The sequence below is a fragment of the Bacillus sp. RZ2MS9 genome (assembly GCF_001816185.2).
In the GTDB taxonomy this organism is placed as follows: domain Bacteria; phylum Bacillota; class Bacilli; order Bacillales; family Bacillaceae_G; genus Bacillus_A; species Bacillus_A cereus.
This window is the reverse complement of sequence record NZ_CP049978.1, coordinates 2556972-2579487: the sequence shown is the minus strand read 5'-3', so window position 1 is coordinate 2579487 and position 22516 is coordinate 2556972. Positions and strand designations below refer to the sequence as shown.

The window sequence follows — 22516 nt, the reverse complement described above, 5'->3', positions numbered from 1 at the left end:
ATCATCGCGGTGCCACCCTAGTTTGTTAATATGTCACCATATTAACCTTATCAGGTACTGCATTCTAACTCATGCTTATACCATAGCTCTATAACGGGAGCTCCCGTCACACCATCCCCTAATAATAGGTTCCGATGCGCTGCTCAGAGGCTTGGTTCAATAAAGAATTTTTACTCCTTTTCAGCTAAATGGAGCTCTCTGTGAAAAATTCATTTTATTTACTCTTCTCTTCACTGCATTTGATTTTTTCCATATTATCACAATCATTTTTAACTGTAAATAAAAAATAATCAGATATTTAATAATGTGTCTCTGTTAATTCATTTATTCATTGTTTTTCCTGAAAATTACGGTGCGTGAAATTACTTACAGCTCTAAAGAAAGAGCCATTTGCATCTAGCTCCTTCCAAATCCCTGAATTAATTCGTATTCGCCTCTGTTAACGGTTGTAACGGCGGTTCTAATTCTAGTTCTAGTGTATCTCCTTCTTGTAAATTTTGTCCTTTTTCAATACTTTGGCTCGTTACATAACCTGTACCAGAAGTTTTCAAATCTAATTTCAAAAGCTTAGAGAAATACATAACATCACGCATGGACCAACCTTTTACATTTGGCATTAGTGCGTTATTCCCTAATAAAAATATACGATCACCTTCACTCATGACCTCGTCAGACTGTGGATATTGTTTTATTATTTTTCCTTCTCCTAAAATTACCGGCTGTAGCTTCTCTTTTTCTACACTTTTCTCTGCTGTACCCATCGATTGATTTACATAATTTTGTACTTTTAATTGAGATTGCTTCGTTGCATCAGCTATTTGTTTTTCTGTATACGGTTTCACCTTTAAATATTCAAGGCTGTTTTTTATAACAGGTTTAAATATTTCAGCAAGAGGCTGAGCTCCATACTCATCTCCTTTTAACTTTGGCTGCTTAATAGCTAAGTATACGATTAACTCCGGATCATCAATTGGAGCCATTCCTAAAAAGGAGAAAATGTAATTCTCTTTCCCTTCCATATATCGGCCGTTTTCAGGATTCGGGATTTGTGCTGTTCCTGTCTTACCTCCAATTGGATAACCATCTACTTTATACATTGTACCAGTTCCTTTTGAAGATGTTATAACACGCTCCATTAAGCTTCTAACCTTGTCCGCTGTTTCTTTTTTTATCGGATTCCCAATTTCTTTCGGTTGATTTTCCATAATAACTTCTTTATTTGTTGGATTTACAACTTTATCAACGATATATGGTTGCATCATTTTCCCGTCATTTGCTATAGCAGTAGCTGCTTGGATTAATTGAATCGGAGTTACTGTAGAACCTTGACCGAAAGAAGTTGTAACCTGTTGAATTTGCGTATTTAATAATAAAGTATTTTTACTTTCTCCAGGTAAATCTATTCCTGTTTTTTGATTGAATCCAAATTTATTCATATATTGCTTAAATTTATTTGGTTTCAGTAACTGATCTTCTAAAATAGAAAAAGCTACGTTTGATGATCTTTCAAAACCTTCATCAAATGTAATTGACCCCCATCCAAATCCACCATTATGATCTTTTATATCAGAGGAACCAACGGAATATTTTCCAGATTGAAAATATTCTTTTCCGTTATATACACCTTCATTAATGGCAGCTGCTAACGTAAAAACTTTCATAGTTGAACCTGGTTCATATGCATTTGCAATCGGATCATTTAAAAAGTATTCGATATCACCTACATTAGGATTGTAACTAGGTTTACTAGACATCGCTAAAACCTTTCCTGTTTTTGGATCAGCAATAATTCCAATTAACATAGAAGGATCATAATGCTCTTGTGCTTTGTTCATCGCTTCTTCTAAAAAGCTATTAATTTGTTTATCAAGCGTTAAATACACGTTATTCCCATTTTTAGCAGGTTCTACTTTACCTATATCATTTGTAAGCGGAATCCCCCTTCGTGTACCCACATATTCTATATTCCCGTTTGTAGAGCGCAAATATTTATCCAAACTCTTTTCAAGCCCAAACTTTCCTTCCGTATTCCCTTTATCATCTGGTCTAGCAAAACCCAGTATATAGGATGCAAAATCTTCATTCGGATACACTCTTGCTTTTTCCGACATAAAAGATACACCTGGTATTTTTAAATCGTTAATTTTTTCCTTCGTTTCCCTAGATAAGTTCCGACCAATTTTCCCAATTTCAACTTGCGTACGCCCTTCATGAAAGTTTTTTAATACTTCTTCTTTATCAATTTCAAGCACATCGGCTAATTGTTGTGCGGTTTCATCTTTATTTTTCACTTTATCTTTTCCTTTTAAATTCACAACAACTCGATATGTTGTAGAATCTTGTACTAACACCTTTCCCGTTTGGTCATAGATAGTGCCACGATTCGCTTCTAAAACACCTTTTTTATTATGTTGTTCATCCGCGAGGTCCTTTACATTTACATTATGCACGACTCCTACTGCCTGAATATAGACTATACGCAAAATCATAATAAGAAACAAAACAATAAAAGCAATCATCATATATCGAGCGCCTTTATTCGTTTGAAGTTTTTGCATACTTATCTCCTCTCTTTTGGAATGGATTCGTACGAAGATGCGTTTTATAATTTGTAGTTTTTGTTTACGATACTATATGTTTCGAAGTTTTCTTTTTAATTCCTTTAAAACAATACGAAACTAACTATTGTTATTTTTTGTTTTTGTTTTATTTAATTAAAGTACGGTGCGTGAAATTTCTGAATATTAACTTCACCAAAACTTGATTGCATATCACTCTAAACTCTTTTCTTATTTACTATAAAAAGTTCCCCTCTGGATTTCCAAAGGGGAACTTTTTATAAGAAAATTATGCGATATGGTTATATTTTGCTAAGAAAGGAATTCGTCTCGCTACTAATGCATACATTTTGAATACGAATTTCGCTATTGGTTCAAACATACGTGTACTTTGCATTACTAAACCGCTCGTAACAAGTGTTATGAAAGCTGCACCAAGTATATCTAAAGGATAATGAACACCTACATACATACGTGATATACCGACTAACACTGCCCATAATAGCGCGATATATTTCAGTTTTTCTCCTCTAAGAATAAATACGAAGGCGATTGAAAATACAAGTACAGAATGATCACTAACAAATGATGAATCTGCTGCATGTGGTACTAATTGATGTACATCATGTGATACGAACGGACGCGGATGGTAATATACCGCATGTATAAGAACATTTACTACTAATGCAATAATAACCGAAAGCGTCGTATATAAAACTGTATATTGTTTTCTAATTGCATTCTCTTTCTTTCCATTATTAAACCATAAGATAAGCATAAATAAAATGGCTACGTATGCAGCGCTATTTGTAATTGCAACCATTATCGTATCTAATAGTTTGGATGAATCAGCAAAATTATTAAACCACTGAAATACTGTGTAATTCATAATACGCTCTCCCTACTTACAAGTGTTCTTGATTTACACAGTATACAATACCATTATGAAAATGGGCTTAAACTTTTCTCATCTAATTCTCATTTTACTATTACTCATGTGACAATTATAAAACAAATTTTATACGCTATTTATGTATAAAGTTCGTAAACCTTTATAATAAGGCGATTCGTATTTTTTTCATGTTTGGAATACATAACATGTTCATTTAAATATACTAATTGTAAAATCATATTTTTTAATTCATTTGAAGTACAATATTTCCAAATTGTTCTCCATGTTCCATACGGCTTAGTGCTCGAATTGCTTCTTCTAACGAGTAAACTTTATCAATAATTGGTTTAATTTGATGTTTTTCTATAAACTTTATCATCTCATTAAATTCCTCACGGCTACCCATGGATGTTCCCATAATATCAATTTGATTGTAAAATAGCGCGCGTAATGGTAATTCAATTTTATCTCCTGAGCTTGCACCAAAATTCACGATTCTTCCGTTTGGTTTTAATACATCAAAATATTTCAAAAAAGTTGCTGGACCTATACTATCTATTATTAAATCTACTTTTTCACCTTGTAAGCTCTCTTCCCAATTTCCGGCACTATGAAAAGAAATATCTGCACCATATTTTGCAGCAAGTTCCATTTTATTCTCTACCCTTGAAGTAACACTCACTTTTGCGCCAATTGCTTTCGCGAATAACATGGCAAATGTAGCAACACCACCGCCTATTCCCGGAATTAAAACGTGTTCGCCGCGCTTCAATCTACCTTTAGTAAAAAGCGCTCTATATGCAGTTAATGCGGATAAAGATAAAACACCTGATTCTTCCCAAGTAAGATATGACGGCTTTTCTACAACATTTTCAACTGGTACAATTACATATTCAGCAAACGTTCCATCTTTCGGCCCACCTAGCACTTCCGGTAACTCCGGTACTTCAGTAGCATGTTCCCATCCAATACTAGGATTAATAATAACTTCTGTATGTAATATGTTATCAGAAACACCGTTTCCAATTTCCGTAACAATACCTGCACCATCTGATCCTAAGATTAAAGGTAATTGCATTTCTTTTCTATTATTCATAATAAATAAATCCCGATGATTTAAGCCTGCTGATTTTAATTTCACTTTAACTTCCCCATCATTAAGTGCTCTCTCAGGTGATATTTTATATTCTACACCGTCAAACCCAGTTTTATATTGATGTACGATAGCTTTCATTATTATTCCCCCTTAATAATTTTAATGTACTAGAAATTTCGAAATAAACAAAATGATTTGATCGTAAAAAAAGAAGGAATGCAAAACGCACCCCTTCTTTGAAGGCTTATTTTATTATACATGGTAATGTAATCGTAACGATTGTTCCTTCATTTTCTTTACTCTCTATTTTAATAGCTCCGTTATATTTTTCTACAAGTCGTTTTGCAATAGACAAACCTAGTCCGTTTCCACCTTGTTTTCGACTTCTCGCTTTGTCAACTCGGTAAAACCGATTAAGAACAAATGGTAAATCGGATTCAGGTATTCCCGCTCCATGATCTATTACACGAATTGTAACTTTCCCTGATTGTAAACTGGATTCTATGCAAATATATTTATTAACCTCTTTTGTATGCTTAACTGCATTATCCATTATGATAATAATAATTTGTTCTAAGTAAGATGATGGCATTGACACATAAGCCTCGTCATCCCCGAATTTCATATCAAATTGAAAATCACTTTGGAGTACTACAAAGTTTTGTGTAACATGTTTTAATACGCTATTTACATGAACTGGCTCAGCTGCTATTGGATGCAATTGTTCAGATTCAGCTCTTGATAGTTCTAGCAATTCTGAAACTAATTTATTTAAACGATCTACTTCCTTTAAACTAGATTGAAGAGATTTATCTAATACTGCTGGATCATTCTTCCCCCATCGGTTTAACATCGCTAAGTGACCATGAATAATTGTTAACGGTGTTCTTAGTTCATGAGATGCGTCTTCGACAAACTGTTTCTGTTGTGTAAAAGAAGTTTCTACTTCATCCATCATCTCGTTAAAGAGAAATGATAATTTTGCAAGCTCATCATTATTTTCTCGTACTGGAACCCGTTCATTTAGTCCATTCTTTTTAATACGTTTCATCGTATCTGTTATATTTTGAACACTTGATAATAGTTTCTTCGTTATAAGAATCCCACCTAAAAAACTAAATATCAATCCAAATATTCCAGCAATAAGCATTACCACTAAAATAACTTTTAATAAATAATCAAATGTCTCTAGGTTTTTCGTAAGTTCAATAGTTCCAGTAAACTCTTTCGTTTTAATTGGTATGCGCTTAACTAATATTCGATCTTCTAAATGCCTTTTTATAAATGACTCATCTTTTATAACCTGTTTCGGCTTTATCCACGTTTCATTAAAATCTCGTGAAACAGTAATAATCGGCTCCCCATCCATGTCAATAATACGAATCATTTGATGCTTATCAATCATATTGTTTAGAAAATCTTTACTGTTTTTAAATGTTTTACTCGAAAGGGTATCATTTTTATCTTGGAAATATGCCGCTATTTCCGTAACTTGCCTATTTATTTGTTTCTGTTCATAATCTATAGTCCACTTATTAATTACAATAAACTGCAAAGCACTATATAAGATGAATAAAATAAATACTAGTGTAGTGGACCAAAGTGTTAGTTTCCACTTTATAGGTAGATTTCGAATTCGAAACATAATATTTTTTATCATTTCATTATATATCCCGCACCACGCACTGTTTGGATATACTCCTCCTTATCTACACTATGTAACTTATTTCGCAAATAACGAACATATACATCAACAATATTTGTCTCAACAATTGCATCATATCCCCATACTTGATCCAGTAAAACATCACGAGTAAGTACGCGATTAATATTTTTCATAAACATAAGCAATAACTCAAATTCTTTATTTGTAAGTTCAATTTCTTCATTTCCTTTAGTTATAGTTCGAGATTCAATCTGAAGCTGCAAATCTTTGAATGTAAGAAATGAAACCTGCTTGTTTTCAATATGTTCTTCTCTTCTAAATATCACTCTCATACGTGCTAACAGTTCTTCAATTGCAAATGGTTTCGGAAGATAATCATCCGCTCCACTATCTAAACCTGTCACACGGTCCATAATACTATCACGAGCAGTCAGCATAATAATAGGTGTATTTTTAGTCGCTCTTAGTCGACGACATACCTCTAGTCCATTTAATCCAGGCAGCATTAAATCAAGCAAAATGAGATCGTAATTCTTTTCAAGTGCTGCGCTTAACCCTTTTCTTCCATCTAGTTGTATATCTACTTTATACCCTTCATATTTTAGTTCTAATTCTAGAAAATCTGCTAAACTTTCCTCATCCTCAATAATTAAAATGTGTTGCAACGGTAGTTCCTCCTAGACAATTAAATGAATAAATAATCCTATTCCAAATATAATTACAATGATTTGATGCACTTTTCTATACATCATAAATTTTTCTTTCTTATTTATTTTCTGTAAATAAAACCCAACAATCCCTAGTGCGATTAAGGCTAATAGAGAAAATATGCCACTGTATATGAGTAAAATATGAGGACTCCCTTTTATAAAAAAGTAAACACCATGAGTAATTGCAACAGCTATTATAGCGTATCCAATTAATACATGAAACTTTTTTGCAAATAGATACACTTCTTTAACTTTTTTAAATCCTTGTATATTTTTCTTCTTTAAAAACACCCATATATGGCGTAAAAACCATAATGAAGCAGCGATAATAGCCCCATATTCACCAAAAGAGCCTAATTTTTTATTTAACCATTTTACATTCAAAACATTGCCGTATATAACATTAATAAATAGCATCAATACACTACAAATAATAATAGTAATGCCCATAATTTTAACACACACACGAAAATATTTATTTCTTAATATCTTCTCCATTTTATTTAATCTCCTTACTCACAAAAGCTTTGTAACAAGCAGTCTATCAAATAAAAAAGAAAAGAACATGAGAGAAAGATTAAAATAAAATGAGAATTTCAATATCACTGACAATTATTATTGATTTTTTTCAGCTAACTTTATTATGTTTTGAATAAACGGTGCTTTTGCCTTTGTATATGAAACACGATCAAAAGCATATGTAATAGCAAGCATCTCTTTTAATTCTCTATATTCTTTACGTGCCCATTCATGGCTTATTAGAAAGTCACGAAATAAAATATTGTTCCTCCATTCGTCACTATTATAAATATAAACATGCAAATGATGAGTACCTGCTCTCCATTTTCCCTTTCTAAAAAAACGCCAATTGGTTGCATCTTTTGGAACATACTCATATCCAATTTCCGATAGAACTTCAATCCACTTTTCAGTTATTTGCAATTCTGTTACGCCAATCATCATATCAATAAGAGGTTTAGCTCCTAATCCTTCTACTGCTGTGCTTCCTATATGTTCAACAGCGATTATTTCTTGTCCTAACAAGGAACAGAATTTCTCTTTTTCTTTTATATACTCTTCAACCCAGTCTTTTTGATACGGTTTAATAACAATTTGTTGATCCATTGTATTCACCTCTTTATAAGTGTTTATCATTATATTTATAAAATTTTATATTGTTAGCATAGGATTTCCATAAAATATGTCGAATAGTGGAATGTACAACTTAATTATATTAAATGTGAGGTAATCTATGAAAGATAATTCCGTCGAAATTCAGTTAAATAGTGTAGCATTCCAATTAAAAGAATATCATAATTTTGATTGGCTTATTAAATTAGGGACCGTATTTGCAGTTTTTGACCAGCAAGATTCAGGTAATATAAGTTTTGGTGTAGAAAAGGATGGGCATAAGAAATTTATTAAATACGCAGGAGCACAAACAATTGCATATAAAGGAACAACGGGTGATGCTATTGAAAGGCTAAAAAATTCAGTTACTATTTATGAAGATTTAAAGCATGAATCGCTCATAAAATTAATTGATCATTTTCCAGTTCAATCTGGATATGTATTAATTTTCGATTGGTTTGATGGTGAATGTCTTCATTCGCATTGGCGCTTCCCACCTCCTGAGAAATATGAAAATCCAAACTCTCCATTTTATAAATTTAGACATTTACCTGTTATAGAACGAATTCATTCTTTACATTCCATTTTTTCTTTCCATACTTATGTAGAAAAGAAAAATTATGTAGCGATAGATTTTTATGACGGTAGTATTTTATATAATTTTAATACAAACGAAACAAAAATTTGTGATATAGATTTATACAGTAAGAAACCTTACATAAATAAAATGGGCCGGCTATGGGGTTCCTCCCGTTTTATGTCACCAGAGGAATTTGAACTAAACGCTATAATTGATGAAAGAACAAATGTATTTAATATGGGAGCAATGGCTTTCTCGCTCTTAGGCGGTGAAAAAGATCGTTCTTTTATAAAATGGGAAGCAAGTAAGGAATTATACAAGGTAGCGTATCGTGCTGTAAATGACAATCGGGCAGAACGGTATGCATCAGTTACAGAATTCTACGAAGCGTGGTTAAAAGCGGCTGATGCAGAAAAGATATAACCCTAAATTATTAAAAGAAATATAGAGTTTATACTATTATCATGTATAGCAAGAATGATTTTATGAGCATTTCATATTAGTGTGTTCTAATTGATTATGGCTATTATTAAGGAAGACATATCAGCGATAATTTATGTCTATTTTGTATGAGTGTTAGCAAGTTCGTTTGCAAACTTGCTAACACTTTTTTGTTTAAATATTTCACAACCAAAAGGTGCATACATATGATGATCAACATATAAACCGACTTTCTTAGCACCTAATTTACATAATTCATCGATAAAAGCCTGTGTACCTGCTCGCATATCATCCATTGTTTTCACTTCTACATCAGCCACCCAAACTGTTGCACTCTTGTCACCACAGTTCCAGAAATCACGGGCTTCTACGCGTGCATCATTTTCAGAAACGACAGAATGCATAGTTACCAAAAGAAATCACATGCTGCTTCATAGCTTGTACATAATCTTTATACGATACCTCTGCACCACTTGTATGTAAAACTGATATATCATTAATTAATAGATGATAATGCATTACACCTTTTATTTCTACATCTTTTTCAAGCTCTTTTATGCTACCCGTAACACGTATAACGTGTTTTGTAGTTTCCATACTTCCATCACTTTTCTAATTAACGACCTGTCCACATATCTTGCACAATTCCATTTTTAAATAATTCATATGGGAAATAACAATATCCTTTATCTCCCCAGTCTTCTCCCCAGCTGTTGCGAATAATAACCGTTTGCTTATCATCGTCATATCCAACAGCACAAACAGCATGTCCCGCTGGTTGACCATCTTCAACAATTACATCATCTGTTCCTGATACTGGAACTATACCAGTCTTTTTCACTTCTTCTGACATAAAAGATTTTGGTACAGCAAATCCAAGTACAGCAACTAATCCATGAGCAAGTGCAGCCTTTAATCCCGATAAATCTTGAATACGATGGTAGGTTCCAATTTTATAAAGTGCAGCATCTGATTCAGCCTTTGGTGATGGCTTATCTCTAAAATTCTCGGTATAAGGAAAATCCTCTTCAGGGCATACCCCAATATTTTTAAGAACCCCCATACCATCACGAACATTCGCTCCACTATCTTCCTGAATATGTCCTTCTATTTCTCGTTCATGATAATATAAAAACAAACGAGATAAGCAAGTAAATGGACGACCTGATTGTAATAATAGATATTCTCGTAACCCTGAAACAATTGCATTTGCCGTACAAGAACCTATATTCCATTGATTTACTATACCTGACATTTTAGGACGAAGATCGACTTGCGTTGGCAAATCCGCCTCATTACTAAACAAGTAACTCCGAAACATTTTGTCTCTTAAATCAACAGGGTCTTTTCTTACATTAAGGTACTTTACAATATCTTTGTTACTGGTAAAACTGAAATTTGATTCATTTGAACTCATTGTAAAAATCCATCCTTTCTTAATATCTAGATAATTCATTTCTTCTCTATACTTAACTTAAAAATTAAAAATATACCTATTTAATTTTTATTTCATTTGCATTCAATACATCCGCATGTTTAATTATTTATCTTTTTACTTATCAATTTCTATTTTCAATTTATCTCACAACTACTTGAACTCTATATCTTTTTTTCTTTCTTGTTTGATTCAATTGCTTTTTCCACTCACGTAATTAGTCTTGTAGTGCCCTCATATTTTCCTATCTCCCCCTTCCAAAATAAAAAGGACACCAATTCATTAAAACAACTTGAATTGCTGCTTTAATGAATTGGTGTCCTCTAGTTTTCTAGCCGGACTATATTTATTTCATTATACTTGTCTGTATAAAAAGATTCCTCCAAGCTTTATCTATTCTGTCTTTCTCATATTTTTGTATAACCTTTGTCCGACGAGCAATTGCTTTTTTTAGTTTCTTTTTCTTTAAATTATCCAATCCTCTCACTCCTTCTTATAAAACAGTTTTTTCCATTTTAGGCGTTTTTATTAATTTAATACCTTCTTACATTCAAAAAGCGGCTCAAATGTGAATTGTACCTATATAATTTCAAAAGGATTATTTTATTAGATTTTCAATCAAACTTCATTTCAAAATTCTCAGTTGCAGATGAACCACTAGACGCATACACCATATACTAATTTAAATGCTTCCTAGGAAAGAAGGTGAAAGCTATGCCATCTATTGTCGGAAATATGGTTGTGCAAAATAGTAACGGTTCTTTCAACTTAGGTGATTTTTATAACGTTTCTCCAAAAGAAAATACAAAAGCTTATAATGGTTCAGGTTCATCTAACGTTGCTTTTGTTCTCAATACATTTAACGGTGTTAGTGCAACAAACACATTTGATTCTGATGTTGCAGACCAAAACCAAGTTGGAACAGTCTAAATTTATTCATTTCCCTCTAACTCCTGAATAAAACCCAATATTCCGTTAATAATGTATATACAGTTTCTGATTTCCCTTCATACCCGAAGGCTGAGTAGCTAGTTTTTACTAGCTGCTCTTTTTATGTTTCACACGAATAAAATTCTATATTTCACCGATACTATAAATGGGCTGATACAGCTTGAATTCACATTGACATCTGTAATGTTCTTTTTCCTTTCTCTGAGGACTGAGCGGTTAACCTTCGTTAACTGCTCTTTTGTATTGAGTTGATAATAAATTTTAGGTCGTATTTCTCTTCTATACCATATACTTTTTAAGTATCCAACTCAAAGTGTTACCTCCTATCTGAAAGGGCACTGATGCATGGTGCTCTTTTTTAGTTTCTTTATTTCTACAAAATGAAATTTTTATAACATTTTTCAGTTCAAATATCCTTTCCATCAATGTACGAATAATATTACTTCTTCTTTAAGCATCTTTATGAACAAAATTTATAACCTTTACTCCACTTGGATTTATATTAAAAGTAATAGTTTCTATGCCATTCGGAGGGTTATGAGCTCCTATATAAGTTTTATATTGAACTGTAACAATAAAATTAAAGTTTTCTTCTGGGAAACGTTCAATTTTTATAATTTTTGTGTCCGTCAAACTATACTGATGATCTGGTCCAAGCTTCCTTCTGATAACTTGACTTGCATATGGTGCTAATAAAGTATTATAAGAATCATAAAACTCTTGATTATCAATATTAAACGCTTTGGTATCTAACGGATTTAAAAATAAAACTACCATAGTAATTCCCAAAAACAAACTAACCACTTTTCTTTTCAACATATACTCATCCTTAATTCATTTACATATCCGTTAAGCTCCCCAGCATAAGAGATGACTATTCTTCATCCTTATCTAACTTCTTTTTATTCAAATAACGTTTTTGTTAAAATTTTACTTAAACCTTATTCATTCATGGTATAATCTGGATTATTTATTTTTCCAAGAAAGGCTAAAGTAATGAGAAAATAATTCGGTTTCATTTCAAATTTGTTAACTATTATCGTATTTTTTACCTTTTATAGTGATAGTAATTTAATTTATTTAATATTTGTATCACTGGTTTTAATTATTTTCGCTCCAAAAGGTACATCAAAAAAAGTCGTTATAACTAGTATAATAATTTCGTGTATTTTTTACCCTCTCATATTCGGCCTGCTTTTTATAATTGGTTGAGGATTAGCAGAATCAAAACTAAACTAATCCCTTTTTCTCAAATAACGATTTTGTTAAGTTATACCCCATCCATTTTTCACACGTCTTTCCGCTAAACACATTTGTCTAGAAAACCCTATATTATTAAAAATGGTTATCGACTCTCAACTTGAAAATTTTCACTTTTGATGATGTAACCACCTATAATGGAAATATACTTTTTTCAAAGGAGGTATCTAATGTATATATCAAATAAAATTGGCTTATTTAGCTGGATTGCAACTTGTCTATACTTTTTAATTGAACCTTTCTTTATGTTCACTTCTACAGCATCTTATAACTATTTGCATCATGCAATGAGTGATCTAGGTGTAACAACCTGTGGAGAATTCACCTACGAAATAGCTCCTTATGAAATATGCTCTCCTAATCACTTTTGGATGAATTTACTCTTTATTCTTAATGGAATAACATTTTGTATTGGAGTACTATATATTTCACAACATCTAGAAAAAACAAAAATTAATAAAATAGCAACATTTTTTATAATTATAATAGGAGTTTCCACTATAGTCTCAGGATTAATTCCTGCAGATGTAAACCTAATTGGACATTCTATTCTAGTTTGGATAGGTATGCTTACTGTATTTCCAGGACTATTTATTTTTGCAAAGAATCTTAAAAAAACTAGAAAATGGACATATTTCTGCTTACTAAACTTAATAGTAATAACAATCATTATCTCACTTGTTTTTCTTTTCCCCTTACCTGCAGGTCTACTACAAAGACTTTTTTACTTGGTTCTTTTCGTTTGGGGAACTGTATCAACCTACAAATTAATAAAATAAAGATTTCATTAAAACTTTTCACCTTTTAACTGGACAAGCATATAGTATTGTATGGAGATATCCACTCATAGAAATCTACCTTTCTTGTCCAAGAGCATGTTTATATGCGTGCTCTTTTTGATTGCATTTAAAGATTTCACATTCATTAGAAATGTACATACAATAATCATGATCATCTCATTATTAATCTTTTGGTATCCTTATCGATACACATCTTGGTCATGGAGCATCTTAAAAAGCGCTCTTTATATTTGTTAATAAATAACCATTTTGTTCAAACATACACACGGTATATATTAGTTAAGCATATATTTACATAGACAAGACATAACTTTTTTAAACATGCACAATTTTTGTGCATGTTTTTTTATTTAACAAAATAACTATTTTATTATGTTTCCTAACTTACAGTAATGTCCTTAAAAAACATTCATATATATTTATCAGATGCACTTTTAAATTCCAGAGTATCAAATACTTTTAAAAGTTAACTGACCAACAATATTCGACTTATCTTTAAAAACTTATTAAAAATCACTTAGATACAAAAAAGCTACGTTTTATATAGGATAAAAAATTATCTTACGCAAAGGAGCTTGATTATTTGTGCATTACCAAAATGATAATAACTCTAACATTCACAAACCTTGCACTTGTCCATCCCCCACGGCTAACAGTTTAAATGTTGTTCAAACTACCCCATCAATAGTCTCGGTAAATTCTGCGATTCCACTAGATACCGTGGTAAATTCTAATGGTACGGCAATCTCATTCACACCACCAACAACTGTTTTACTTGAAGGTGGAAGAACCTATTTGGCAATCTATGAAGTGCAAGTTATCATTCAACCAGGAGGTAATTCGGCAGGTATCACTATGTATCTTAATAATAATCCAATCATTGGCTCTGGTACTTCTCTGGGATATACTGCAGGATTCACTTCTGTATCAGCACCCGCTATTTTCACTACACCTTTAGGTATAACAAGTACTCTTACTGTTAATGTAGGACCATATTCTAATACATTAAATACATTGGGCTTAACTCTTGCTGTTGTAGCATTAACATAATAAAATGTAAAACTCTCTAAAATGATTTTATTTATCCCTTAACTGTCTATTGGGCTAGCCTCTAAGAACTCCACATAACTACATATAGAAAAAGAACATTATTTGGTTCCATAGTACTAGGTGACTCGGCTAGCACAATTGCTGAGTCACCTATTTATCTATAATAAAATAAAGCTTTTGTTTAATTTATTACTTGTTCTTTTTTATGCATTAGTCTATTACAATCCATTTTCATGTTATAATTACCAACAGTACATATTTTAATAGGCACAACAAATTCCTATTATTTCTAAATGGATTAACAAATAAAAATACGTGTAGAAGAATTCAGAGTTTTACTGAATTTTTTATGGATTTTTCAAAATCTTTTACATCTTCCTTCATTCCTTCTTTTTAATAAACTTCAAATTTTATTACAATAACGCTTTTTTAAAATACAATCGCTTGCCTATAAACTTTGTAACCTTCATTTTCTTTCCTATGATTACAACATCCTCCTAACAACCAAGTATTGGTTATATATCCCATATGAACACCTCTATTTTATTGGCATATACTTTGAAGGAAAAAACATTTCACATTAAACATATACCTACAAACTCAGTTGCTAATAATTCACCAAAAATTACTTAATATTCAATTTTTAAAAGGAGGTATTTATGAGATATAATCGAAAATCAAATTCCAAAAATCCGTGTGATAAATTTCAGCAACCCTGTTTTATTTCTATATCCCCTTGTGATCAAAGTAATTGCTGTACACCTGTTTTTTTCTCGAATTCTCAACAACAAGAATTATTACAAATAATAAATCAATTAAATCAAGCCATCCTTTCTTTTTTCACAACACCAAATCCAACAACTATACAAATACTCCAATCAGCATTACAGGCATTAAATGATTTATTAATAACAGTACAACCAAATACACCAAATAGAAATTTAGTTATAAGAACTATAAATCAATTAATTAATTCCTTACCTACCGCATCCCTCACTCAAATCTCAGCATTATTCCAATTTCTATTCCAAAGCTTGTCTTCACTTATAAGTTGTTCAAATATATCGGACCCCTTATTACAGCAAACATTCAACTTAATTTTACAAGGAATCTTAAATAGTTCGCTATTAAGTAACATCGGAATACCGGGGCCGACTGGAGCCACTGGACCTAGAGGATTTCCTGGACCTAGAGGCGCTCAGGGTTCTCAAGGTGTGCAAGGAATTCAGGGGCCGGAAGGACCAGAAGGACCGGAAGGACCTCAAGGTGTGCCAGGGATTCAGGGACCGGAAGGGCCGGAAGGACCGGAAGGACCTCAAGGCGTGCCAGGGATTCAGGGGCCGGAAGGACCACCGGGACCTCAAGGACTTCAAGGCGTACAAGGGATTCAAGGGCCTCCGGGACCACCGGGACCTACTGGTTCAGGGACCGGAATGGGAATTCCCGGACCACCGGGACCCACTGGACCTCAAGGTGTACAAGGAATTCAAGGACCTGAAGGGCCGGAAGGATCCACTGGACCTCAGGGTGTGCCAGGTATTCAAGGGCCGGAAGGACCACCGGGAACCACTGGACCTCAAGGTGTGTCAGGTATTCAAGGGCCGGAAGGACCACCGGGACCTACTGGACCTCAAGGTGTGCAAGGTATTCAAGGACCTGAAGGACCACCAGGACCTACTGGAGATTGTGATTGTCCACCGGGACCTACTGGACCGACCGGACCGACCGGGCCAACCGGACCTGCATGTAATTTCCTAGTATATGCTACAAATGCAGGACTCATAGATGACCCTACAAATGATACAGTATCTGTAATTAACACCGGAACAAATATAGTAGTTGATACAATTACTGTAGGTAATGCACCACTTGAAGTAACAGTTTCACCAAATGGAGCTCGTGCTTATGTTACTAATATTTTTTCTAATACCGTTTCCGTTATTGATACTGCTACGAATACTGTTATCGCTACCATTCCTGTTGGAACTAATCCAATAGGTGTAGCTGTTTCTCCAAATAACACAACTGTTTATGTTGGAAATCATGGTAATAATACGGTTTCTGTCATTAATGCGGCAACAAACACAGTTATTAATACTATTCCTGTTGGCATCGCTCCACAAGGGATTACTGTTTCCCCAAATGGTGCCTTTGCATATGTTGCAAACGAATTAAGCAACACAATTTCTGTCATTAATACTGCTACCAACACAGTTATTGCTACCATCCCTGTTGGCATTCGTCCTAGAATAATCGTGTTTACACTAGATGGTACTCGTGCGTATGTCACGAATCAAAACAGCAATACAGTTTCTGTTATTAACACCGCTACCAATGCAGTTATTAATACAATTAACGTAGGTACCGAACCTGTTGGTATAGATATTACACCGGGTGGAAACCTTATTTACGTTGTAAATAAGGTTAGCAATAATGTATCGGTAATAAATGTTGCGACAAATACTGTGATTGATACAATTTCTGTTGGTTTATCCCCTGATCAAGTAACCATCATACCTGATGGCACTCGAGCATATGTTACAAATCAAGCTAGTAATACTGTTTCCGTTATTGATATTGCTACGAATACTGTTATCACTAATGTCCCAGTAGGTGTCGCTCCAACCGGAATAGCTACTGGAACTATTTGTGAATAAAATAAAGAAGTGAAAGCCACAGATAGTTTTTATTAACATTGATAGTATGTGATATTCTTTCTTTAACTACGTTCAAACAACCAGGATAAACCTTTATATTCTGTTAATATTCTTTTCTGTTTTGTCTTACAGAACCTGCAGAGCAGCTAGCTGTTGTTAGCTGCTCTCTTTCTATAAAACCCAAATCACATACCAATTAATTTACTAACATTGAATTTTTTAGAATTTAATAATAATATTTACCTATAAAACCATTACCCTTATACAAAGAGCTATGAGCCTTTCCACTCATGACTCTTTTTTTACGATTTTCACTTCACATCTACGCGATTTTGACTAGCTTCTCGACTAAATCCGTCTGGGTATCTTTCTAAAAATAATCATTTTATCTTTTCAGTAAACTTAGTATCTACACAATCAACCTTACCCTTTATCTAAACCGCGACTTGCTCACCAAATCCGCTCATTGGTGGATTGACTACTGTTACATTTTCGTCCTAAACTATTAAAAGTTTGTTGCTACTAACATCAATTTCTACTTTTTTCATATGTCCATCTACCTTTTACTACCACATGTACTCAACAACATCAGTTTTAAAAGCCACTTCCCAAATAAACTCTTACAGGAATTACTACACGACCTAGCTCGTCCACTTTTCTTGAAACACCTGTTTTTTCATACCTTACTTTCCTTTAGTATTTTTATATTTATTTAGAATCTCATGCAAACGTTTCTTATTACCAATCAGTTCTGCTTATCAAGATTTAGATTTAATTAATTGTAATAAATCAGGTGGGGGGTTATGCAGAAATGCTTTCAGGGAAAAGTTTTATAAGGAAATAAAAAATGCAGCAGTGAAAAAAATTAAAACTCGTAATTTAAGACATCCACACGCAACTATACTATTGAAACAAGGAGTTAATCCTAAAATTATCAGTGAGAGATTAGGTCATACAGACATCTCATTAACTCTTAGGATTTATTCTCATGTTTTACCGAACATGCAGGAAGAAGGAGTAAAAAATTTTGGTAAAAATATCTTTGGATAGCTAACGTTTGTAGAATGTTTGCATTTTATAACAAAAAGCCAAACTAATCTTGTATTAACAAGGTTTATTCACCTTAACATATGTTATTATGTATAATACATATGTTAAGTAAATTCAGAATAACGAGGCAAATATTATGGACTTTGTTTATATTAATCAAAACGTATTAAATAATCTTCTATACATTTTATGTAGTATATTTGTTTTTTATTTCATATATGATAGCCGGCACTATTTAAAGAAATATAAAATACTACTGATCACCCTTTGTTCTAGTATCCCACTTATTTTATGTATGCGATATCCTATCTATATGGATGAAAGTTGTATTCATGATTTAAGACAAATTCCGGTCATAATAGGTACGCTTTATGGTGGATTCCCTGTCGGTATCATATTGTTTACAATTTTATTAATTACGAGATTTTTATTTTATGGCTTTAACATGCTGACAGTTGTTGTTTACTGAATAATGTTCATCGTTACAGCACTCGCATCTTCAAAATTTAATACATATAATAGAAAACTTAAAGTAGCTTTTTCCATGTTTTTAACCTTTTTCCTAGCAATATTTACAACTTTCATTGTATTAACCTTATCAGATTTTGAAGTGAATAATTTGTATATTATTTATTTCATGGTATTACCGACTACTTTAATGTTATTTATTGTTTATATAAATGAAGTTATTAAAGATGCTGTATTAATGCGCTCAAAATTAATTAAAATGGAAAAAATGGAGATTGTTAGCCAACTCGCTGCAAGTATATCGCACGAAGTAAGGAATCCCTTAACGGTTGTAAAAGGATTTACACAGCTTTTAAAAACACAAAATTTAACTCCTGAATCAAGAGACGAATATATTAAACATATACTTGAAGAGTTAAATCGTGCCCAAGAAATTATCGATGATTACTTAACGTTTGCCAAACCTGCTCCAGAAAAACTAGATCAAATTTCAGTAAAACAAGAGTTAAATCGAGTTATTAATATGATATTGCCATTGTGTAATATGAATACGATACATATTACACAGGATTTTTCTGAGGCAACCATTGTTGGTAATAAACAGCACTTTCAACAATGTTTTTTAAACTTAATCAAAAACAGTATTGAAGCAATGCCTAATGGTGGTACCTTAAATATTTCCTCATCTATCAATAATAGTAAAGTTGAAATACGAATTGAAGATAGCGGAGTTGGAATGTCACAGGAGCAAATACATCGATTCGGTGAACCGTATTTTAGTACAAAAACAAAAGGAACCGGTTTAGGTACAATGGTTGCTGTTAAGATTATTGAGACGATGCATGGAAGTTTAAAAATCAGAAGTATCGTTAGTAAAGGAACGACTTTAACGATTACGTTCCCGAAATATAGTAAGAATACGCATTAAAACAAATAAAAAAGGAGCATAGTCGCTCCTTTTTTATTTGTTTCGATACATAAGTATCTTCAATGTTTTTTTAGTTTACATTTGTGAAGACTAATTAAAAATTAGTATCCTCCGCCCCAGCAGCTGCATCCTACAATTATTAATAGAATGAATAACACAACTAATAAAGCGAAACCTCCACCAAAACCACAAGAACCACCGTAACTCATATTTTCTCCTCCTTTTGGTTTGAAAACTAATAGGTAGTTGATCATTTTAACTGGTTCGTATTATACATTATGTGTATATCCCTTTTTTGAGCATGTCTACATAAAAATAAGTAAAAGCACTCGTTTAAAGAGTGCTTTTAAATGGATACCAAAAGTTTTGAAATACGTTTAATTTTAAATATACCGCAACAATAAATATGAAAATACCGGCAAATAAAGCGATGAAATCTTCACGTTTCGCCTTACTTGTATAAAACCATGTACGTTTATCCTTCTTTCCAAATCCTCTTAAATCCATTGCATTTGAAACCGTATCTATTCTTTCTAGAGAATGAATGATTAGTGGCCAGAAAATTAAAACACGGTTCTTCATACGAACCCATAAACTTGCTTCTCCTTTTTCAAAAGCCACTCCTCTCGCTTCTTGCGCGTGTTTAATAATTTTATACTCAGACTGGATGTCAGGAATATAACGTAGTGCAATATTTATTGCATAAGTAATCTTATAATGAATACCAAGTTTACTTAAGTTACTTACAAATTCACTTGGATCTGTCGTGTAAATAAAAAGAAGTGTAAATGGTAATAACGTAAAATACTTTAATGAAAGTGTAGCTGCATAAAATAATGTTTCATATGTAATCGTTGCATATCCAACATGTAAAAACGCGGTATATGATTCAGTTAATTCAGATCCATGAGTTGGTGTAATCAATAAAATCATGACAGAGTTTAATAAACTAAATGTAAATATGACACTAAAAACAATTAAAATTTTACGAAATGGAATTTTAGCAATGCTGAGCCCGATACACCCAATAATAAATAATATTAGCAACACCCGAAAATCAAAAAACAAAAAAGTAAGCGTCATACAAAAAATAAATAAAAACAATTTCACTACCCCATCCATACGATGAAAATATGTACTATGCACCTTCCTCCCTCCTATTACTGTCTAAATAAAGCTCCATAAATTTTTCTGGACATGCAATCCCACTAAATTTAACAAGCTTGGTTAAAGAACTCTCTCTTAAGTTGGCTCTTTGTAACGTTTCTTGATCGCCTAATACATCAAACACTGTATTATCCGCAATAATTTTCCCTTCATGTAGAACTACTGCACGGTCTGTATATTCTAGCGCGAGATTCATATCGTGAGTGATAAAAACAAATGAAATTCCCTTTTTAGCTAGGTTTTTAATAAAAGACATAAATTGTTTATAGTGATAATAATCTTGTCCCGCTGTCGGTTCATCTAATATGATAAGTTTAGGATTTGTTGTTAATACAGATGCGATTGTTAATCTCTTTTTTTGCCCATAGCTTAGTGCTTGAATTGGCCAATTACGAAATGGATATAAACCACAAATTTTTAAAGTTCCTTCTACTCTATTCTTAATTTCTTCCTTAGAAAAATTATGTAATGTTAATGTAAATGAAACTTCTTCAAAAACAGTAGGCTGTGTAATCATATGATTTGGATTTTGCATCACGTAAGATATGATTTCCCCACGTTTACGAATAGACCAAGAACTAATATCTTCACCTTTTAACAAGATTTTCCCATTTTTCATTTTGTTTATGCCTATAAGACTATGAGCTAATGTTGATTTCCCTGCTCCATTATGTCCTAACAGTGCCACAATTTCTCCTTCATATATTGAAAGGTTTACATTTTCTAATACTTTTTGTTTATTAGAGTATGAAAATGATAAATTCTCCACTTTAAGTAATTCCTTGTTTTTAGTATTCCCTTTTAATATGACTTGTTTCTCCATCCACTCTTTTATAACGTTGCTTACCTTTTCTTTTTGAAGGTTTTCCATTGGATATATTACGTCATTATTACTATCAAAATGTAATCTCTTTAATGCTTCGATGTAAATAGGCTCTCTTAAGCCGATACGTGGTAATATATTTGACGCTAAGATTTCTTTTGGTGTTCCTATCGCAATGACTTTACCTTCATCAATTAATATAACTTTGTCTAAATCCAGGTTTAAAATTTCTTCTATTCTATGTTCGATAATAACAATCGTTTTATTATATTGTTCATGTATATCTTTCATAAGTTTTATCGTATGTAAGGCGCTTAGTGGATCTAAATTAGCTAACGGTTCATCGAACAATAATATATCCGCATTTGTTGTTAATAAACCCGCTAGAGAAACTGTTTGCTTTTGACCTCCTGATAATTCATGTGGACTTTGTTTATGAAACGTATGCATCTTCACCTTTCTTAATGAGTCCGAAACAATCTTTTTCATGTCATCTTGCTTTACACATTCATTTTCTAAATAAAAAGCTACATCTTCTTCTACTGTCAGACCAATAAATTGAGCATCTTGATCTTGCAAAATTGTTCCTACCTGTTTACTTTGTTCAAAAATACTTCCTTCCCTCGGATCTTTACCGGCAATTAAAACGTTACCTGTACTATTCCCTTCGTAAGAAAATGGGATTAGCCCATTTATACAATGAGCTAATGTCGACTTTCCTGAGCCACTTCGTCCAGCAATTAGCACTTTTTCCCCAGGATATATATGAAAGGTAATATCACTTAAAGTAGGCTGCACAGCATGCCCATATTGAAAGGTGAATTGTTCAAACGAAATAATTGGTTGCATGTTA

The 22516-nt window shown here is 32.6% G+C and carries 18 protein-coding genes, 4 pseudogenes and 1 other annotated feature (1 of these 23 running past the window's edge); of the genes and pseudogenes, 7 read left to right on the top strand and 15 right to left on the bottom strand.

Annotated elements, in window-relative coordinates; translation table 11 throughout:
• Positions 1-243: a binding site (T-box leader), on the bottom strand (it extends 16 nt beyond the left edge of the window).
• 176 nt (positions 244-419) lie between these two features.
• From BHV55_RS13170 to BHV55_RS13140, 7 genes are all read right to left on the bottom strand, one after another.
• On the bottom strand, positions 420-2558 hold the full coding sequence (locus BHV55_RS13170; protein WP_048567654.1) for a penicillin-binding protein: 2139 nt from the start codon (positions 2556-2558) through the stop codon (positions 420-422).
• 289 nt (positions 2559-2847) lie between these two features.
• Entirely contained in the window at positions 2848-3447 is a 600-nt protein-coding gene (locus BHV55_RS13165) for an undecaprenyl-diphosphatase (RefSeq protein ID WP_001110118.1), read from the bottom strand.
• Between the two features lie 247 nt (positions 3448-3694).
• A complete protein-coding gene (locus tag BHV55_RS13160) occupies positions 3695-4684 on the bottom strand; it encodes a zinc-binding dehydrogenase (RefSeq protein WP_000644550.1) in 990 nt (329 codons plus the stop codon).
• Between the two features lie 106 nt (positions 4685-4790).
• Positions 4791-6206, bottom strand: coding sequence for a HAMP domain-containing sensor histidine kinase (locus tag BHV55_RS13155; protein ID WP_058839783.1), 1416 nt, complete (start codon positions 6204-6206; stop codon positions 4791-4793).
• A complete protein-coding gene (locus BHV55_RS13150) occupies positions 6203-6877 on the bottom strand; it encodes a response regulator transcription factor (RefSeq protein WP_001163828.1) in 675 nt (224 codons plus the stop codon). The genes BHV55_RS13155 and BHV55_RS13150 overlap by 4 nt, the downstream gene beginning before the upstream one ends.
• Before the next feature lie 12 nt (positions 6878-6889).
• Entirely contained in the window at positions 6890-7420 is a 531-nt protein-coding gene (locus BHV55_RS13145) for a hypothetical protein (RefSeq protein WP_000411452.1), read from the bottom strand.
• 117 nt (positions 7421-7537) lie between these two features.
• The gene (locus tag BHV55_RS13140) at positions 7538-8047 is read right to left on the bottom strand and encodes a GrpB family protein (protein ID WP_000372690.1); all 510 of its coding nucleotides are present in this window, start codon (positions 8045-8047) and stop codon (positions 7538-7540) included.
• Positions 8048-8174: 127 nt separating this feature from the next.
• Here BHV55_RS13140 and BHV55_RS13135 point away from each other — a divergent pair, with 127 nt between their 5' ends.
• Entirely contained in the window at positions 8175-9056 is an 882-nt protein-coding gene (locus BHV55_RS13135; protein WP_070757805.1) for a protein kinase domain-containing protein, read from the top strand.
• Between the two features lie 206 nt (positions 9057-9262).
• Here the strand turns inward: BHV55_RS13135 and BHV55_RS27465 are convergent.
• The 3 genes and pseudogenes from BHV55_RS27465 to BHV55_RS13115 form a co-directional block, all read right to left on the bottom strand.
• Positions 9263-9530 (bottom strand): annotated as a pseudogene (locus BHV55_RS27465) (glycoside hydrolase family 25 domain-containing protein); the annotation flags it as partial.
• 160 nt (positions 9531-9690) lie between these two features.
• Positions 9691-10491, bottom strand: coding sequence for a C1 family peptidase (locus tag BHV55_RS13120; RefSeq protein WP_000097509.1), 801 nt, complete (start codon positions 10489-10491; stop codon positions 9691-9693).
• A gap of 364 nt (positions 10492-10855) precedes the next feature.
• Positions 10856-10987: a DUF3983 domain-containing protein gene (locus BHV55_RS13115; RefSeq protein ID WP_000369348.1), complete on the bottom strand. Its 132-nt coding sequence runs from the start codon at positions 10985-10987 to the stop codon at positions 10856-10858.
• Positions 10988-11223: 236 nt separating this feature from the next.
• Between BHV55_RS13115 and BHV55_RS13110 the strand changes: the two genes are divergently transcribed.
• Complete coding sequence (locus BHV55_RS13110) at positions 11224-11439, top strand: spore germination protein (RefSeq protein ID WP_001139345.1); 216 nt, start codon at positions 11224-11226, stop codon at positions 11437-11439.
• Between the two features lie 471 nt (positions 11440-11910).
• Here BHV55_RS13110 and BHV55_RS13105 read toward each other — a convergent pair whose 3' ends face one another.
• Positions 11911-12279, bottom strand: coding sequence for a DUF3888 domain-containing protein (locus BHV55_RS13105; protein WP_000919725.1), 369 nt, complete (start codon positions 12277-12279; stop codon positions 11911-11913).
• Between the two features lie 611 nt (positions 12280-12890).
• On the opposite strand from BHV55_RS13105, the gene BHV55_RS13100 reads away from it, so the two are divergent.
• From BHV55_RS13100 to BHV55_RS13090, 3 genes are all read left to right on the top strand, one after another.
• Complete coding sequence (locus BHV55_RS13100; RefSeq protein ID WP_070757803.1) at positions 12891-13499, top strand: DUF998 domain-containing protein; 609 nt, start codon at positions 12891-12893, stop codon at positions 13497-13499.
• A 606-nt stretch (positions 13500-14105) separates the two neighbouring features.
• Complete coding sequence (locus tag BHV55_RS13095) at positions 14106-14570, top strand: hypothetical protein (protein ID WP_033667150.1); 465 nt, start codon at positions 14106-14108, stop codon at positions 14568-14570.
• 659 nt (positions 14571-15229) lie between these two features.
• A complete protein-coding gene (locus tag BHV55_RS13090; protein WP_070757801.1) occupies positions 15230-17227 on the top strand; it encodes a YVTN family beta-propeller repeat protein in 1998 nt (665 codons plus the stop codon).
• Positions 17228-17661: 434 nt separating this feature from the next.
• Here the strand turns inward: BHV55_RS13090 and BHV55_RS13085 are convergent.
• Positions 17662-17775: pseudogene (locus BHV55_RS13085) on the bottom strand (DUF3954 domain-containing protein).
• A 196-nt stretch (positions 17776-17971) separates the two neighbouring features.
• Between BHV55_RS13085 and BHV55_RS13080 the strand changes: the two are divergent.
• Together BHV55_RS13080 and BHV55_RS13075 are read left to right on the top strand one after the other, a co-directional pair.
• A pseudogene (locus BHV55_RS13080) lies at positions 17972-18277 on the top strand (tyrosine-type recombinase/integrase); the annotation flags it as partial.
• Between the two features lie 136 nt (positions 18278-18413).
• A pseudogene (locus BHV55_RS13075) lies at positions 18414-19673 on the top strand (LytS/YhcK type 5TM receptor domain-containing protein).
• A gap of 101 nt (positions 19674-19774) precedes the next feature.
• Here the strand turns inward: BHV55_RS13075 and BHV55_RS13070 are convergent.
• The 3 genes from BHV55_RS13070 to BHV55_RS13060 form a co-directional block, all read right to left on the bottom strand.
• Complete coding sequence (locus tag BHV55_RS13070; protein WP_000120182.1) at positions 19775-19882, bottom strand: YjcZ family sporulation protein; 108 nt, start codon at positions 19880-19882, stop codon at positions 19775-19777.
• 124 nt (positions 19883-20006) lie between these two features.
• Complete coding sequence (locus BHV55_RS13065) at positions 20007-20819, bottom strand: energy-coupling factor transporter transmembrane component T family protein (RefSeq protein ID WP_070757799.1); 813 nt, start codon at positions 20817-20819, stop codon at positions 20007-20009.
• Entirely contained in the window at positions 20812-22512 is a 1701-nt protein-coding gene (locus BHV55_RS13060) for an ABC transporter ATP-binding protein (RefSeq protein WP_053513675.1), read from the bottom strand. Before BHV55_RS13060 ends, BHV55_RS13065 begins: the two co-directional genes overlap by 8 nt.
• Between the last annotated feature and the right edge of the window lie 4 nt (positions 22513-22516).

Coding starts and splice junctions, on each gene's coding strand:
- BHV55_RS13110 (WP_001139345.1), top strand. CDS start 11,224: ATGCCATCTATTGTCGGAAATATGGTTGTGCAAAATAGTAACGGTTCT.
- BHV55_RS13165 (WP_001110118.1), bottom strand. CDS start 3,447: ATGAATTACACAGTATTTCAGTGGTTTAATAATTTTGCTGATTCATCC.
- BHV55_RS13120 (WP_000097509.1), bottom strand. CDS start 10,491: ATGAGTTCAAATGAATCAAATTTCAGTTTTACCAGTAACAAAGATATT.
- BHV55_RS13100 (WP_070757803.1), top strand. CDS start 12,891: ATGTATATATCAAATAAAATTGGCTTATTTAGCTGGATTGCAACTTGT.
- BHV55_RS13135 (WP_070757805.1), top strand. CDS start 8,175: ATGAAAGATAATTCCGTCGAAATTCAGTTAAATAGTGTAGCATTCCAA.
- BHV55_RS13090 (WP_070757801.1), top strand. CDS start 15,230: ATGAGATATAATCGAAAATCAAATTCCAAAAATCCGTGTGATAAATTT.
- BHV55_RS13155 (WP_058839783.1), bottom strand. CDS start 6,206: ATGATAAAAAATATTATGTTTCGAATTCGAAATCTACCTATAAAGTGG.
- BHV55_RS13170 (WP_048567654.1), bottom strand. CDS start 2,558: ATGCAAAAACTTCAAACGAATAAAGGCGCTCGATATATGATGATTGCT.
- BHV55_RS13145 (WP_000411452.1), bottom strand. CDS start 7,420: ATGGAGAAGATATTAAGAAATAAATATTTTCGTGTGTGTGTTAAAATT.
- BHV55_RS13140 (WP_000372690.1), bottom strand. CDS start 8,047: ATGGATCAACAAATTGTTATTAAACCGTATCAAAAAGACTGGGTTGAA.
- BHV55_RS13160 (WP_000644550.1), bottom strand. CDS start 4,684: ATGAAAGCTATCGTACATCAATATAAAACTGGGTTTGACGGTGTAGAA.
- BHV55_RS13070 (WP_000120182.1), bottom strand. CDS start 19,882: ATGAGTTACGGTGGTTCTTGTGGTTTTGGTGGAGGTTTCGCTTTATTA.
- BHV55_RS13105 (WP_000919725.1), bottom strand. CDS start 12,279: ATGTTGAAAAGAAAAGTGGTTAGTTTGTTTTTGGGAATTACTATGGTA.
- BHV55_RS13060 (WP_053513675.1), bottom strand. CDS start 22,512: ATGCAACCAATTATTTCGTTTGAACAATTCACCTTTCAATATGGGCAT.